17 protein-coding genes and 1 pseudogene are annotated in these 15,027 nt (G+C 58.7%); 12 read left to right on the top strand and 6 right to left on the bottom strand.

What is annotated here, in order from left to right; all coding sequences use genetic code 11:
• Positions 1 to 9 precede the first annotated feature (9 nt).
• From ACW9HW_RS15540 to ACW9HW_RS15510, 7 genes are all read left to right on the top strand, one after another.
• A complete protein-coding gene (locus ACW9HW_RS15540; RefSeq protein WP_457400647.1) occupies positions 10 to 915 on the top strand; it encodes a LysR family transcriptional regulator in 906 nt (301 codons plus the stop codon).
• Positions 916 to 1,067: 152 nt separating this feature from the next.
• Positions 1,068 to 1,787, top strand: coding sequence for an SDR family NAD(P)-dependent oxidoreductase (locus tag ACW9HW_RS15535; RefSeq protein WP_457400646.1), 720 nt, complete (start codon positions 1,068 to 1,070; stop codon positions 1,785 to 1,787).
• 160 nt (positions 1,788 to 1,947) lie between these two features.
• On the top strand, positions 1,948 to 2,865 hold the full coding sequence (locus ACW9HW_RS15530) for an alpha/beta hydrolase (protein ID WP_457400645.1): 918 nt from the start codon (positions 1,948 to 1,950) through the stop codon (positions 2,863 to 2,865).
• Between the two features lie 179 nt (positions 2,866 to 3,044).
• Positions 3,045 to 4,142: an alkene reductase gene (locus ACW9HW_RS15525; protein ID WP_457400643.1), complete on the top strand. Its 1,098-nt coding sequence runs from the start codon at positions 3,045 to 3,047 to the stop codon at positions 4,140 to 4,142.
• A 563-nt stretch (positions 4,143 to 4,705) separates the two neighbouring features.
• Positions 4,706 to 5,065 (top strand): DUF6124 family protein, encoded by a 360-nt coding sequence (locus ACW9HW_RS15520; protein ID WP_457400641.1) that lies wholly within the window; start codon positions 4,706 to 4,708, stop codon positions 5,063 to 5,065.
• Between the two features lie 266 nt (positions 5,066 to 5,331).
• On the top strand, positions 5,332 to 5,526 hold the full coding sequence (locus ACW9HW_RS15515; RefSeq protein ID WP_457400639.1) for a hypothetical protein: 195 nt from the start codon (positions 5,332 to 5,334) through the stop codon (positions 5,524 to 5,526).
• A gap of 128 nt (positions 5,527 to 5,654) precedes the next feature.
• Positions 5,655 to 5,840, top strand: a complete 186-nt coding sequence (locus ACW9HW_RS15510; protein WP_457400637.1) for a hypothetical protein — start codon at positions 5,655 to 5,657, stop codon at positions 5,838 to 5,840.
• Between the two features lie 158 nt (positions 5,841 to 5,998).
• On the opposite strand, the pseudogene ACW9HW_RS15505 reads toward ACW9HW_RS15510, so the two are convergent.
• Both ACW9HW_RS15505 and ACW9HW_RS15500 read right to left on the bottom strand, forming a co-directional pair.
• Positions 5,999 to 6,618: pseudogene (locus tag ACW9HW_RS15505) on the bottom strand (LysE family translocator).
• 83 nt (positions 6,619 to 6,701) lie between these two features.
• Complete coding sequence (locus tag ACW9HW_RS15500) at positions 6,702 to 7,310, bottom strand: trimeric intracellular cation channel family protein (protein WP_457400635.1); 609 nt, start codon at positions 7,308 to 7,310, stop codon at positions 6,702 to 6,704.
• 204 nt (positions 7,311 to 7,514) lie between these two features.
• Here ACW9HW_RS15500 and ACW9HW_RS15495 point away from each other — a divergent pair, with 204 nt between their 5' ends.
• On the top strand, positions 7,515 to 8,111 hold the full coding sequence (locus tag ACW9HW_RS15495) for an eCIS core domain-containing protein (RefSeq protein WP_457400634.1): 597 nt from the start codon (positions 7,515 to 7,517) through the stop codon (positions 8,109 to 8,111).
• A gap of 5 nt (positions 8,112 to 8,116) precedes the next feature.
• Here the strand turns inward: ACW9HW_RS15495 and ACW9HW_RS15490 are convergent, their stop codons facing one another.
• Complete coding sequence (locus ACW9HW_RS15490; RefSeq protein WP_457400633.1) at positions 8,117 to 8,275, bottom strand: DUF2986 domain-containing protein; 159 nt, start codon at positions 8,273 to 8,275, stop codon at positions 8,117 to 8,119.
• A gap of 291 nt (positions 8,276 to 8,566) precedes the next feature.
• Between ACW9HW_RS15490 and ACW9HW_RS15485 the strand changes: the two genes are divergently transcribed.
• Complete coding sequence (locus ACW9HW_RS15485; RefSeq protein ID WP_457400632.1) at positions 8,567 to 9,496, top strand: MBL fold metallo-hydrolase; 930 nt, start codon at positions 8,567 to 8,569, stop codon at positions 9,494 to 9,496.
• A gap of 85 nt (positions 9,497 to 9,581) precedes the next feature.
• Here ACW9HW_RS15485 and ACW9HW_RS15480 read toward each other — a convergent pair whose 3' ends face one another.
• A complete protein-coding gene (locus ACW9HW_RS15480; protein ID WP_095193676.1) occupies positions 9,582 to 10,103 on the bottom strand; it encodes a cupin in 522 nt (173 codons plus the stop codon).
• Between the two features lie 261 nt (positions 10,104 to 10,364).
• Between ACW9HW_RS15480 and ACW9HW_RS15475 the strand changes: the two genes are divergently transcribed.
• Positions 10,365 to 11,060: a tRNA (adenine(22)-N(1))-methyltransferase gene (locus ACW9HW_RS15475; protein WP_457400630.1), complete on the top strand. Its 696-nt coding sequence runs from the start codon at positions 10,365 to 10,367 to the stop codon at positions 11,058 to 11,060.
• A gap of 19 nt (positions 11,061 to 11,079) precedes the next feature.
• Here ACW9HW_RS15475 and ACW9HW_RS15470 read toward each other — a convergent pair whose 3' ends face one another.
• The gene (locus tag ACW9HW_RS15470; protein WP_095193678.1) at positions 11,080 to 11,565 is read right to left on the bottom strand and encodes an adenosine-specific kinase; all 486 of its coding nucleotides are present in this window, start codon (positions 11,563 to 11,565) and stop codon (positions 11,080 to 11,082) included.
• Between the two features lie 268 nt (positions 11,566 to 11,833).
• Here ACW9HW_RS15470 and ACW9HW_RS15465 point away from each other — a divergent pair, with 268 nt between their 5' ends.
• Together ACW9HW_RS15465 and ACW9HW_RS15460 are read left to right on the top strand one after the other, a co-directional pair.
• Complete coding sequence (locus ACW9HW_RS15465) at positions 11,834 to 12,925, top strand: DUF3616 domain-containing protein (protein WP_457400628.1); 1,092 nt, start codon at positions 11,834 to 11,836, stop codon at positions 12,923 to 12,925.
• 282 nt (positions 12,926 to 13,207) lie between these two features.
• The gene (locus ACW9HW_RS15460; RefSeq protein WP_095193680.1) at positions 13,208 to 13,729 is read left to right on the top strand and encodes an HvfA family oxazolone/thioamide-modified RiPP metallophore; all 522 of its coding nucleotides are present in this window, start codon (positions 13,208 to 13,210) and stop codon (positions 13,727 to 13,729) included.
• Positions 13,730 to 13,798: 69 nt separating this feature from the next.
• Here ACW9HW_RS15460 and ACW9HW_RS15455 read toward each other — a convergent pair whose 3' ends face one another.
• Positions 13,799 to 14,827 carry a D-cysteine desulfhydrase family protein gene (locus tag ACW9HW_RS15455; protein WP_457400627.1) on the bottom strand — a complete coding sequence of 343 codons (1,029 nt, stop codon included), beginning with the start codon at positions 14,825 to 14,827 and terminating at the stop codon, positions 13,799 to 13,801.
• Positions 14,828 to 15,027: the final 200 nt, after the last annotated feature.

Genomic DNA, 15,027 nt, shown 5'->3' with positions numbered 1-15,027 from the left:
GGATAGGGAATGGACAACTACTCACAGCTTCTCGCGTTCATATGGTCGACCGAGTGTGGCAGTTTCTCGGCGGCTGCCCGGGTCCACAACATCACCCCGTCGGCCGTGAGCAAGTTGATCAGCCGATTGGAGGATCGGCTGCAGGTCAGGCTTTTCCAGAGGGGCTCGCGCGTTCTGACGCTGACCGAGGAGGGGGCCGCTTACCTGCGCAGTGCCAAGGCCGTTGTCGAAGCGATGAACGAGGCTGATTCTTTGGCTGAAGGTCTGCCCTCAAGGGTCAGCGGTACCCTTCGCATCCATACCATGACCACCTTTGCCAAGCACCAGATTGTCCCTTGGCTGGCGGAGTTCCTGGATTTGTACCCGTCGATGGATGTGGAAATTCAGTTAGGGGCGCAGTTTGTGGACCACTTTGAACAGGGGCTCGATATAGCAATCCACAGTGGCGTGCTGCCGAGTTCTTCACGCATCGCCAAGCGAATCGGCGAGTGTGAGTGGTTGATTTGCGCCTCGCCCGCTTACCTGGCTGGGCATGGTACGCCCGCGGTTCCGGCTGACCTTTTGAACCACCGCTGTTTCAACTTCAGTTTCGTGAGCCCCTGGAGCAAATGGGTATTCGTCCAGGACGGCGAAGGGGTTTCGGTGCCGGTAACGCCCAGTGCATCGTTCACTCAAGGCGATCTGCTACGGGATATGGCGCTATCGGGGGCGGGGGTGGTCAAGCTGGCCGACTTCCATATCGGACCGGACGTCAGAGCAGGAACATTGGTACCCCTGTTGGAGGACTTCAAGTCGGGGATCGTTGAGCCGGTCTATTTGTTGTACTCGGACAGAAGACATCTCAGCCCACGCATTCGGGTATTCATTGAGTTCTTCCAGGACAAGTGGCAGCAGAACCCCTGGAAGGTCACGTGAAGCACCGCCATCTTTACCGCGATTGACCACGTTTAACCGTCTGCAGGACCCCGCCGGCGCTACTGTGCCGGTGCTGATGTGCATCGAACCTTTCCTGCACATCGAGCCCCCGGGATTTCCCACAACGCGAGATAAACAGAAGGTTTCACGTCATGAGATTGAAAGACAAAGTGGTGTTGGTCACTGGAGCGGCGAGCGGTATCGGTTACGCCGTCACGCAACTGTTCGCCAAGGAAGGGGCGACGGTGTTTGCCAGTGATATTGCCGATCCTGAAACCGCCTATAGCGAGGGTGTCGAGGCCCTGAAGCTCGACGTCACGAGCGAAGAGGACTGGTCGTCAGCAGTCGCTGCGATCATCGACAAGCAGGGTCGTCTGGATGTGCTGATCAACAATGCCGGGATCATTGCCTACGAATCCCTGGATGAGCTGGAAATGAAAGAATGGCTGCAGATGATCGCGGTTGACCAGACGGGCGTCTTCCTCGGAATGCGCGAGGCAGTTCGGGTGATGCGCCAGCAGGGAGCGGGGTCAATCGTCAATATCTCGTCGATCTGGGGCAGCGCGGCCGTTGCCGGTGCCCACGCCTACCACGCCGTCAAAGGTGCGGTACGAAACATGTCGAAAAACGCTGCGATGACTTATGCCACCCAAGGGATCCGGGTCAACTCGGTGCATCCCGGTTTTATCGACACGCCGCTTACCCAGGCGCAAGCAGCGGATCTTAACGACCAGGTCATCGATTCGACGCCGATGAAACGAGCGGGTAAACCGATCGAGATCGCCTACGGCTGCCTGTATCTGGCCAGCGACGAGTCGAGCTACGTCACAGGCGCGGAATTGGTTATCGACGGCGGCTACCTTGCCCAATAGCAGGGATTGATTGGACGGCCGCGACCTGATCGCCGTGGCGTGCAGGTGTCGCTCGATCAGTTCAAGGCCCGTCACTCCACCTTCGTGCGATCCGCTCCGGGGGCTAAGCAGTCCTTCGCAGCCGGATCGACAACCGTGAAAACGAACTTCGGGAATACCTATGATTTTCAGTCCAAACGTTCAGGAACGCATCGATGCCTGGAATACGGCGTCATTGGCCTTCGGCCCCTTGTTGCGCGGCGAGGACGGGTGTTGGGAGACCGCCCGGCGTAACTATGTGCAGGTGCTCGCGGCTCATCCCACGCCTGAAGGCGTGACGGTCGAACAGATTGACATGGGCGGCGTTGCCGCGACGGTCGTCTCGCCGCAGGAAGTCGAGAACGGCAGAGTGCTGCTTTACATTCACGGCGGTGGGTATGTCGCGGGCAGCCCTGCGGGTTATCACGGCCTGGCAGGGCATTACGCCAGGCTGTTGAGGGCCAAGGTTTACATGCCTGACTATCGTCTGGCGCCCGAACACCCGTTTCCCGCTGCGATTGAAGACACGTTGGCCTCCTACCGCTGGCTGCTGGAGCAGGGCATATCGCCGAGAAACATCGCATTTTCAGGTGACTCTGCGGGCGGGGCCATGGTGGTCACGGTGATGGTGGCGGCGCGCAACGCGGGGCTGCCGCTTCCGGTCGCCGGGGTGGCTCTTTCGCCTTGGGCTAATCTTGAGCATACCGGCTCGTCGATGCAGACCCGTGACGGCGTCGATCCCACGGTGAATCTGACGGGCCTCAACTTGATGGCCAGAGCATTTTTGCAGGATGCGTTGAAGAACGACCCGGCTGCCTCCCCGGTCTTCGCGGATGTGCGTGGGTTGCCGCCGATACTGGTGCAGATCGGCGAGCGTGAAGTCATGTTGAGCGATGCGATGCGATTGGCTGCGCACCTGGCTGAGAATCGCGTGCGCGTGACACTGGAGGTGTGGCCCGACATGTTCCACGTCTGGCATCTGTTCGCGACGATTCTTCCAGAGGGAATGAAGGCCCTCAAAGGTGCGGTGGCCTTCATCGATGAAGCCTGCAAGGCATGAGGGTCAACAGCCGTCGGTTAACAACGTTTAACCGGGTTTGACCCCGCTGTTTTTATTGCCCCTGTAACTTGGTGGATGCCGCTTCCTGCACCTGTTGGCGAGTGGCGTTTGGGCTTTATGCCTGGCGTATGCCGTCGGTGCAGCACAGCCCGTTACCCGAACATTTGGAGTCAAAACGTATGTCTGATAACCAACGATCCGATCTTTTCTCATCTCTGTCGATCGGTGCAATCGAGGTCGCCAATCGGGTCGCCATGGCCCCGCTGACGCGCTCTCGGGCGACGATGGATGGCGTGCACACGCCGCTGGCCGTTGAGTATTACCGCCAGCGTGCGAGCGCAGGTCTCATCATCTCGGAAGCCACCAATATCTCACGGCAGGGCCGCGGCTATGCCTTTACGCCGAGTATCTACACACCGGAGCACGTGGCAGCCTGGCGTAAAGTCACCGATGCGGTGCATGAGGCGGGAGGCAAGATCGTATGCCAGCTTTGGCATGTCGGCCGAATGTCCCATGTGAGTTTGCAAGAAAACGGTGCCGCTCCCGTGGCACCTTCAGCCATTCAGGCCGGGGAGGTGGTGTTCCTCGAGTCGCAGACCCTGGGCGCACCGTCGATGCCCCGTGCCCTGCGGACCGAGGAAATCCCGTTGATTCTGGAGGACTACAAGCACGCCGCGCGCTGTGCCCTGGAAGCCGGTTTTGATGGCGTCGAGGTGCACTCGGCCAACTGTTATCTGCTGGAGCAGTTCATTCGCGACAGCACTAACTTGCGCACCGACCAGTACGGCGGTTCGGTGGAAAACCGCATTCGGTTCCCCTTGGAAGTTGTGCAGGCGGTATCGCAGGTCTGGGGGGCGGATCGTGTTGGCGTGCGCCTCTCGCCCATCACACGTGCAGTAGGCGATACGCCGCTGGACAGTGATCCGCAGGCGACTTATGGCTATTTTGCCGAACAGCTCGGGCGACTGGGTCTGGCCTATCTTCACTGTGTCGAAGGCCAGACCCAGGGCGAAAACGAGGCCAACGGTTTTGACTTCAAAGCGTTGCATGCAACGTACGGTGGTCGTTACATCGCCAATAACAGTTATGACCGCCAAATGGCGCTTGACGCTGTCGCCTCGGGCCATGCCGACATGGTGGCTTTCGGGCGCCATTTCATCAGCAATCCAGACCTGGTGGAACGGCTCAAGCTTGATGCGCCGCTCGCAGAGTCGGATCGGGGCACCTATTACGGTGGCGGCGCGGCAGGCTACACCGACTACCCGACCCTCGGCTGATTAAGGCTGTACCTGTGGGAGCGGGCTTGCTTTGTGGCGAGGGAGCTTGCTCCCGTTGGGCTGCGTAGCGGCCCCAAATTCTGCGAGCGCTGCGCACTCGAGCGGGAGCAAGCTCCCTCGCCACAAGTATGAGTTTTGATGCTGGATTGTTTCGGGATTTCCAGATTTCTCGTTCTGTAGGACGCTCATTAAACATTGCCAAAAAGCGCATGTTTAAGCGACCTCAACCTTACTTCCTGAAAGCCACAAAACCTTGCGTCGTTGCCTACGACTACGCCAGAATCCGCCGGCTTGTGCGCCTTGGGGCCGCTCGGTAACTTGATTCGCGTCACTGCCCATCAGTGATCGGGTTTCGCAGCCTGGTAATCTCTAGACGCACAACGACTACCGTCCGTGAGCAGACTCTTCGTTAAGTCTGTCACTCATGTCATGGCGGCTGTGCGTGGGAGGCCTTAGGGTCTGCCGGGTTCCTAGAGTCCTGGTCTGCGAACCCGCGTACAGTTGCCACCTTATTTTCGTTTCGCAGCGAATAGTGGCAGCTCCATTTCTCTAGGAGTTTCACCATGTTCAAGGTCACGCCAAACCCGCCGGACACCGATCCAGCCTCCCCATACGAACCCGATTCAAAAAAACTCAATGAGGCCGCCGAGCGTGCCCTCAACTTCCACTTCCCCTCGACGGCCGACATTAAGGCCACACCACGAACACCCACCACCCTGTTTACAGTGAACCCGGAAACCTCTACCGAAACGCTGATGGTCTATCTAGTCGAAACCCTGGCCTCGGTCGACGTGATGGTGCATCAGTTGGTGGATCATCTGGAGGGTGGAGATCGCAATGCGTTGCTGGGCATTTCCAACAGCATCATGCTGGCGGAAATCACGGCGAACCGGGTGCTGGATCAGATTGATCCTAGAGAGTAGCCAGGATCTTTTTGAGGTAATCGGTGCTAATTACACCGGACTGTGCAGCGGTCCCTCACTTGGGAGCGCTGCACTGCAATGGTCAACCAATTTTGTATGCCTCGACAGAGAGCGCCTGTTCGTGCGCAGTTCTCGGACGTTGCCTACAACTCTACGGGAGTCACCTGCTATCCGAGCATTGAGGGAAAGGAAATAGTGGGAGGGCAGAACAGGGAGGCACCGCCGGCAAGTAGCCCAGATACCCGCTAAGTCCTGAAAGGATACTCATGCTACAAAACGACCGCGACAATCTGGAGCTCGATAAACTACAAGTTGAAATTCGCAAATGTACCGCCGAAACCCGCAAGTTCATGGCGGAAGAAAGTAAGTTGAAGCAGGAAGCCTTCTGGTACCCGTTCGCAGTGGGGGCTGGTATGGTAACTGCCATTGTCGCCGCTGTAGGTCTTTGGTCCAGGTTCTGAGCGCTGGGTTCGCGGCAGCGAGGATGTGGATGAAGCGGCACTGAGTATTGCCGCTGCGAGACCCCACATTGCCAAACATAGCTTCACGCATCAGGGTTGAACCGTGACGCGCAAAGGAAGAAAGCAGCATGCCCACACAATCTACGAATCAAGCCAGCATCGAACAGTTGCACCGTGATGTAGCTGCTCTGGCCGAAGAAATGCGCAGCCCCACCCCGACTGCGGCCCGTGCTTTTCTATTGCCTTTCAGCATCGGTGCTGCGTTCGCTTTGACGACCTTTGTCGTCGTCGCTTTTGTAGCCAAACTGATCTGATCTCCCTCCCACTCCTCAACATCCCGCTGACGAAAAAACTGCTTTCGATTACGAAGCGTTATCGCCAGAACAACAGCAAAGGGAGACAAGCATGACGCAGATGCAGTTGAAGGGGGATCAAGAAAAGAGTCAATCACGGCAAATCGGATGATGCCGCCCTAACGCTTGCTAAAGGCCAACCGAGCCGCGAACAGAACAAATACCAGGCCTGTCGTGCGATCCATCCACGTGATCACTTTCCCGCGCCGCAGAATGCCGGCAAGTGGTTGAGTGGCGCCAATCAACGTCGTAGACCACATCAGGCCGAGCACTACGTGAATGCTGACCAGGCCAAATGTCCAGGCAATCAGGTTGTGTCCCTGGGGGATGAACTGCGGTAGAAAGGAAACATAGAAAATCCCGATCTTGGGATTGAGGACGTTCCCCATCATGCCCTTCAAGAACCAGTTTGCCTTTGGCATTCCATCTGTCTCAAGGGGCGACAATGAACTGCGTGGACGCAGCAGCATGTTCAATCCCAGCCACGCCAGGTAAGCGGCGCCGCAGTACTTCAACAGGCTGTACGCCAACTCCGACACCGCAATCAAGGCACCCAGGCCAAACGCGACCGCCGCCCCCACAGCAGGCAGCCGGCATTGATACCCAGTGCGGCGCGGAACGCCTGTTGCTTGCCTTCTACCGTTGCCGTTCTCAATACCAAAGCGGTATCAAGCCCGGGTGTGAGCGTCAGCAGAGTGGCGGCGAGGGTAAAGGCGAGGAGGTTGTCAGCAATGGACATCGGCGTATGATTTTCAGGTGATGACGCGCGAACGTTAGCACATGGGCAGGTCGCCGTTTCACTGAGGGCTGTAACTGAGAGAATTATCCCTGCTTCGTAGAGAACATCGCTGGCATTTGAAGATGCAGGTAGATGGCCAAAAACCTCAGGCCAAAGGTGAAAATCAAAGCGATCCAACCGGCGACCCAGATCGACGGGAACAGGTCACGTAGCGCGACGTAGAGGGTGCATCCCAACAAGATCGGCGTGGCGTAGATCTCACGCGACATCAACAGCGAAACCCTCCCAGCCAGGACATCGCGTGCTATACCGCCTCCAATGCTGGTGAGCACTCCCATCATCACCGCCAAAGGCGCGGATTGGTACAGTGCCAGTACTTTCTCGGTAGCCGCCAGCCCAAACAGCGCGGCGGCCAGACCATCGAGATAGAGCAGCAGGCGGTAACGTCTTTGCAAGCGTTGGGTCAGGAAAAACGCTAGCAGTGCGGCAACCAAAGCAGCCCAGATGTAATTGAAGTCAGCGATCCAGAAGATCGGTAGATCCAACAACAAATCTCGCAAGGTGCCGCCACCGATAGCGGTGATGATGCCAAGCACCACCGCGCCGAACAAATCAACATCGGCTTTTTGGATAGCCAGTACCCCGGTTATCGAGAACACGGCAATGCCTAGCATTTCCTGAAAATAAAGCATGCTGTCTTCCTGTCTCGGGTGACCTGTCGCCCAACTCTGTTGTGACAGTAGCCCAAGATGGAGAAATCGCTTTTCGGGAATCTGGTGACCGCTGCACGATTCAACCCGATGGCTTCCATTTGCACTTCGGGACTACGCTGAATCGATGCAGGTCGCCCATTAGTTCCGGCCCGCCATGCACTGCATCCATCCTTGGAGCATCCAATGCCGCCCATCACCACGCGCCTGGTGGCGCTGTTTGTTCTATGCCTGACGCTTGAAGTGCCAGCCCAGGCCAGCGGCTGCCCGGCTGGCGAGAGGGAGGTGTGCCTGGATAGCTGCATTTGCCTGCCAGACCTGGGACCGCTGCTGGGCACCGTGCCGGATGGCATTTACCAGATCGCGGCGCCTGCACTGGCGTTGTGGCTGACCCAGGCTCGTGCCGAAGCCGCCGCCGTCGGCCTGCAACCCATTCCACCGCATGTCCGGGAACAACTGCTGCATTGGTACGCCCCCAGCGTCCTCGATGCCGCGCACTATAAAGTCAGCGACAACGGCCAATTCAGCACCGCCACGGCCATGCTGCAAAACCCCGATGTCGGTGCCGTGACGCTGATCGACGTCATCCTGTTCCGGGACGCTCAAAGCGCAGAACAGGACATCGCGCTCTGGGCTCACGAACTCAAGCATGTGCAGCAGTTTCAGGAATGGGGGGTAGAGGGATTTGCCCAGCGCTACACACAGGACTTCGATGCCGTGGAGGCGCCGGCCTATGCCATACAGGCTGAGGTCAGACGGGCGCTGCGGGACAGGATTTACTGAAAGGATCAGCTCTCAGTGGAGATGATCGACTCTGGACTGGCTTCAGCCGCCAGTTTCAATCGGTCGGCTTTACTGATGTATTTAGGCTTCTTCGGTGCCAATTTGGCACTGGCCTTCTTGGCGTGCGCCTTTAATAACTGCTTTATTTTCTTTTGACGATTCATGATTTCCTGCCCGGCTTATGCATGCTTGAATGTTTCGGATTGCATCATAAACCAGATCCCCGTCCGCTTCTTTCGGCTTTCACGCGCGGCATAACACCGGTTATTCGCCTCGCTGAACGCTCATACCTTTTGCTGGGACTGATCACCCTAAAGCGCAAGCTCGTTATACCCCCGTATGGTATCGGCCGCAGTGCATCGCCATGCAGACTGGCTCCCAACGCGATTCGTCGCTCTCGCACAGAGGGAGCGGCTTCGCATCAGGTTTTTGACCCAGGCAATCGGAGAGCGACCATGACCCTGCAACACATGAGCTTGCACAACACCTCACACCCTGAAGGGGTGGGTTTCGAGGAGCTGGTGCCTTCGCGCTATGCACTGCGTGTCGGCGAGATCGACGTGCTGGTGGTCAGCGACGGGGTGCTGCCGCTGCCGACCGCAACCATGTCCACCAATGCCGACCCCGCCGCCCGCGCGGCCTGGTTCAAGGACATGTTCCTGGGGCCGGACGCATTCGATTGGGCACTGAACGTGCTGGTGGTGCGCAGCGGCGACCAGACCATCCTCGTCGACGCCGGACTGGGAGGGCAGTTCCCCGGCTTTCCACGGGCCGGGCAGTTTCCCAAGCGGCTGGCGGGTGCCGGTATCGATCTTGAGTCGGTGACCGACGTGGTGATCACCCATATGCACATGGACCACATTGGCGGGTTGCTCGTCGATGAAGTGAAGAACCGGCTTCGACCGGATGTGCGGATCCACGTGTCGGCCACTGAAGTCGCGTTCTGGGAGTCGCCCGATTTCGCGCTCACCGACATGCCGTCGCCAGTACCGGACGTCTTGCGCGCGACCGCCAATCAGTTCATGACCGACTATCGCAGCCAGGTGCGCACATTCGAAGATGAATACGAGGTGGCGCCGGGTGTGGTCGTCAAGCTCACCGGCGGCCATACCCCGGGGCACAGCGTGGTCTATGTGAACTCCGGCGGCGAGCGGCTGACGTTCGCGGGCGATGCGCTGTTCCCGGTCGCCTTCGAACACCCCGACTGGCACAACGGCTTTGAACATGACCCCGAGGAATCGGTTCGCGTTCGGGTCCGCCTTATGCAAGAAGCGGCGGCGAGCGGTGAGCTGTTTGTCGCCACGCACCTGCCGTTTCCTTCGGTCGGCCGGGTGAAGGTCGATGGTGAGGCCTTTCGCTGGGTCGCGGCCTTCTGGGACTACTGACCGCTTGATGGTTTTGCGTCTCTGTCCTGACCCGCCCGCTTATGTGGGAAGAAGAGGCTGGACAGAGCGCACCTGCGCGCAACACTCAAAGCCAATGTCGACTGACCGCCCCGTGCACACCCTGAACCGGATCCCGCTCGGGAAACGGCAGTTCGAGAATACTCGCCAGTTGTTCCTGCGTCGGCGCATCGCGACAGATGTCAGCGTGCTGGCCCGGCGGGTAAGCACCCACCACCAGAAAGTCATCGCTGGATTCGGTATTGCAGTGAGCGGTGCCCGCAGGTAACAGCAAGACATCGCCGGCGCTGACTTCCAGCACCCGACCCTGCGGGCCCCCCAGCATCAGGCGCGCGAAGCCGCTGGCGATGCCCAGCACTTCATGGCCCTGGGTGTGATAGTGGTGGTAGTCGTGAACGCCATACCGCCATTGCGGTGGCCAGCCATTGGCGCTGAAGATATTTTCGAACAAAGCCGCCGGATCACTTTGTTGAACGGCAATGGCCTTGATGTAAATGAGCACCGGTAAGCGAGGGTTGTTGGGCACCCAGTCATTGCGCTCGAGCAACAAGGTTTGTACGGGAGCATCCACAGCCTGCGACCTAACCATCAGAAGTCCTCCCCCTATTGGGCATAGCCTTGACATCAGCTTTTTGAAAGCGCCACTAACGAGTGGGACATTCGATATTCCTCGGTTGTTCATGAGAATGTCGGGAAGTTTTTGGGTGGCCAATAGTGGCTAAATGCTCTGCGAGCACGGGAGGCCCTGTGGCTCTGGTCGCATAAATTTGAAATGCCCGGCGATGCTCGACAGAATCACGCCCCTATCCGACCAAAGGTGCCGGACGTTCGTGGTGAAAAGGGGCAACAGTTGAACCAACAGACATTGTCCATGCGCCTGGAGCATGTGGCGGCACATGTGCCATCAGGGTCGCGCCTGGCCGATATCGGCTCGGATCACGGCTACCTGCCGGTGGCGTTGATGCGTCGTGGCGTCATTGAGGCGGCGGTGGCCGGCGAGGTGGCATTAACTCCGTTTCACGCGGCTGAACGCACTGTGTGCGAGAACGGTCTGGACCAGCGGATCACCGTGCGCCTGGCCAATGGCCTGGCGGCCATCGAGCCGGGAGACGGGATCACGGCGATCAGTATCTGCGGCATGGGCGGCGAGACGATCCGCGACATCCTCGACAGCGGCAAGGCACGCCTGAGCGGCCACGAGCGCCTGATTCTGCAGCCCAACGGCGGCGAGCAGCCACTGCGCCAATGGCTGATGGAAAATGACTACCGTATCCTCTGCGAGGACGTGTTGCGCGAAGACCGCTTCGACTACGAAATCATCGTCGCCGAGCGCGACGGGCCGGTGATCTACACCGACGAGGAACTGTACTTCGGCCCGTTGCAGATGCAGGCCCGCAGCCCGGCGTTCCTGCTCAAGTGGCAGCGCAGGCTCCGCCAGAAACAGAAGACCCTGACCAGCTTCGCCAAGGCACGGCAGGCCGTTCCCGAAGAGAAGGTACAGGACGTTGCCCGCCAGGCCCGGTGGATTACCGAGTTGCTGGCGTGAACCCGGTCCGTTCTGCCATTCACAACTTGTAGCCGATCTGCCGCAGCAGGTTCTTGCGCCACAGGATGTCTTCGTCGCCTTCAATGTCTTTGGCACAGAAGCCATCCACGACGCCCAGGATGGCTCGCCCTTGTTCCGTCTCCGCCAGAATCACTTCAGTGGGATTGGCGGTGGCACAAAAAATACGGCATACCTCTGGCACCGCTTTGATGGTGTTCAGCACGTTCAGCGGGTAAAAGCCGTCGCCCAGGAAAATGATGAAACTATGGCCGGCGGCGATGGCTTGCGCATTCTTCTGTGCCAGTTCGATCATTGAGGTGTCGGTGCCGGACCATCGCACCAGGCATTTACCGGAAGCTTCACAGAACGCCACGCCGAACTGGATACCTGGCACCGCATTGACCAGCGCTTCATGGATGTCCTCGACGGACTTGATAAAATGCGTCTGACCCAAAATGAAGTTCGTCACTTGCGGCTTATCGATTTTCAACGTGATGAGTTGCATTTCAAACACCTCCGTTCACGATGTGGCTGCCAGCGTCTGGCAACAGATCAAGCATAGCCAGTCATGCCCCGCACAACAGAGCAGCAACCACCCGGCACGCCCAGGTTATTCCCCTGCGCTCTATCAACTGTGAGAAAACAGACTAGCGAAAGGCGTTGATTATCGTCGGCCAGCCACTAGCCTCGATCGCAAGCAATGGACGAATAAGTTGCGGGAAATCCGGCTCTGAATAATCGGCGCACTACGCCATGATGACAGGAGAGCGTTCATGAGCGAGCGAAGCAATGCTGCGTTGCTGAAATTTGATCCTGCGTCCGGGCCGTTGCGCGATGGCCTTTCGGTCGCTCAGCAGATTGGCGACACACTGTGGGTGGCCAACGACGAAACCACAAACCTGGAACGCCTGAAAATCCAGGACGCTGCACCCGGCGAAGGGGTGACGTGCAATGAGCACCAATCATTCCCGCTCATGGATTACCTCGACCTGCCCATACCGAAGCAAGACGCTGAAATCGATATCGAGGGATTGGCGTATGACCATGCCAGTGGTTACCTCTGGGTGGTGGGTTCCCATAGCCTGAAACGAAAGAAGGCTGAGGCCGACAGGCCGGCGCAGAAGAATATCCAGCGGCTATCGACGGTAGAGGCGGACGGCAACCGCTTTTTACTGGCCCGCATCCCGGTGGTACAGCAGAACGATGGTTGTACGCTCGCCGGGAAGGTGGACGCCGACGGGCGTTCGGCGGCGCAGCTACATGGCGATAAGGTCGGTAACGACCTGACCGCGGAAATTGCTGAAGATGATCAGCTACGCCATTTCCTGAGTATTCCGGGTAAAGACAACGGTTTCGATATCGAAGGATTGGTGGTGATCGGCTCGCGCCTTTTGCTGGGGCTGCGAGGGCCGGTCCTTCGCGGCTGGGCTGTGCTATTGGAGATCGAGCCCGAACTGGATGATGGCTCGACTGACACGCTAGTCCTCAAGAAGATTGGCCCAGGCGGGCGCCGCTACCGTAAGCACTTCTTTGCGCTAAACGGCCTGGGGGTGCGTGACCTATGCATGAGCGGCGACGATCTGTTGATCATGGCGGGTCCCACCATGGAGCTGGACGGTCCGGTGACGGTCTTTCGCTGGCACGGTGGTTTCGTGCCCGATGAGGAAAGCGTGGTCTTTGCCGATCAATTGGAAACAGTGCTGGAGGTGCCTTTTGGGCAAGGCGACGATCATGCCGAGGGCATGTGTCTGTTCGAGTCGGGGAAACAGCGTGGGGAGGTTCTGCTGATCCTCTACGACGCCGCGGCGCAGAGTCGCAAACACGGCGATGCGGACGTGGAAGGGGATCTGTTCATCCTGAAATAGCCCCCTACCTCGACGACATAGGGTATTGCATTTCAAGCCGCGCAACGTTCGCAATCAGCTCGCCAGGATTAAAAAGCAGGGCATATGTATCGCTGTGTATCCCAACCCCGTGTTCGGAGACTGGCTTACAAATGCCCCTCGATCCGGATACATCCGGGATACACGTGTGCAGTCAAATAGCCCTGCCTCAGCGAGAAAGCAAACGCCCTCGCACCACGGCTTATTGCCCTTGTGGCATGACCCTTAGCGGCCTGGCCGCACACTGTATCCGGAGTAACAACCATGTCCCGTATGTCGAATAAATCCCGCATTGGCCTGATCGCAGTTGCACTGGCCGGCAGCATGAACCTCGCTTCGACCGCCTTCGCCGCTGATGCACTGCCACAAGGCTACCAACTCGCCGCTGCGGAAAAGACCAGTGAAGGCAAGTGTGGCGAAGGCAAGTGCGGCGCCGATGAAGCCAAGGCGACCAAGGCCGGTGAAGGCAAGTGTGGCGAAGGCAAATGCGGTGCCGATGAAGCCGGTGCCAAAGTAACCAAGGCCGGTGAAGGCAAGTGCGGTGAAGGCAAATGCGGCGATGCTTCCTTCGCCCGTACCGACACCGACCACGACGGCCGCGTTTCCCTGAAAGAACTGCTGACCGTGGCGCCGAAGGGCGGTGAAGAGTTCAAGGCGATGGACACCAACAAAGACGGTTTCCTCTCCGAAGGCGAGGTCTACAAATTCCGCACCAACCAATTCACCTCCAACGGCAAGAAAGTACCGACCGAGCTGTTCACCAACATGGCCAAAGCCAAGAACTGATTGTATTGCGTAAACCCAACCTCCCCAGGTTAGTGACTGGGGAGGTTTTTTTATGCCTGAAAAAACCGGTCAGTCGAAAGCACTGCGATAGGCAAAAAGTCCAGGCAACCCACCCGTCATCACAAACAACACATGGCTGCCCGCCGGGTAGTCGCCCCGGCGCACGGCGGCCAACAAACCAGCGAACGCCTTGCCGCCGTAGACCGGGTCGGTGAGCAGGCCCTCATGGGAGGCCAGCAGGCGCACCGCTTCAAGCATCGCTTCGGTGGGCGCACCGTAGGCTTCGCCGCGTTGGCTGCCATCGACGTTGATCGCGCTGTCGGCCAGCGAGGTGGCGGGGGCGAGGAGTTGCAACACCTGCCGGGTTTTTTCCAGGGTTAACGCCGATGCCTGTTCTTCGGTGGACAGCACCGAATAGCCGACGATTTTCGTGGAGGCCTGGGCCAGCGTGATACCGGCCAGCAGGCCTGAGTGGGTACCGGCGCTACCGTTGGGAGCGATGATCTGATCGAACTGAATGCCGAGATCATCTGCCTGGCGCAGGATTTCGCCGGCGCAGGCGGCATAGCCCAGACTGCCCCGGGGGCTGGAGCCGCCCAATGGCATGACGAAGGTTTTTTTTCCTTGAGCCTTGAGCTTTTCCACCAACTCGGCGGCGTATGCGTCAGGCGCGGCGCCCAAGGCAAGTCGATGGATATTCGCACCGAACAGCGCGTCCAGTATGACGTTGCCGTTGTAGCGAAAGTCGTCATCGCCGCGTACGGCGGATGGGGTCAGGATCAGCTCGCAAGCCAGGCCCTGGCGAGCCGCGACGGCGGCGGTCAGGCGGGCGTGGTTCGATTGCAGACCGCCCCAGGTCACCAGGGTATCGGCGCCCTCGGCCAGTGCTTCGCCCAGCAGGAACTCCAGCTTGCGCAGTTTGTTGCCGCCGCCGCCGAGACCGGTCAGGTCGTCGCGTTTGACGTAGAGGTTGCAGCCGTTCATTTCCGGCAGCTGGCTGAGTCGAGAGAGTTTCTGGATCGGTGTCGGGCCTTCGAGCAGTGTCGCCCGGGGGTAGGCGGCCAGTGCGGCATCAAGATGGGTCAAGTCGTGGGGCATGAAGGATCACTCTTGGCGTGAGGGAACGGAGTGGATCGATCACTGTAAAAAGCTGTGGCGCGAAGATATACCGCTCGCCCGGAATTTCTGTTGATACACCGTGTAATCAAATGACGCAGATGGCGTGGTTGTACCCCATACCCTTGTGGGAGCGAGACCGCTCGCGAAAAGGCCAACACATCCCCCACAATCTCTTTGGT

Source organism: Pseudomonas sp. SDO5532_S415 (assembly GCF_054071155.1).
The sequence above is the reverse complement of the archived record's forward strand: the minus strand, read 5'-3'. Positions and strand labels throughout refer to the sequence as shown.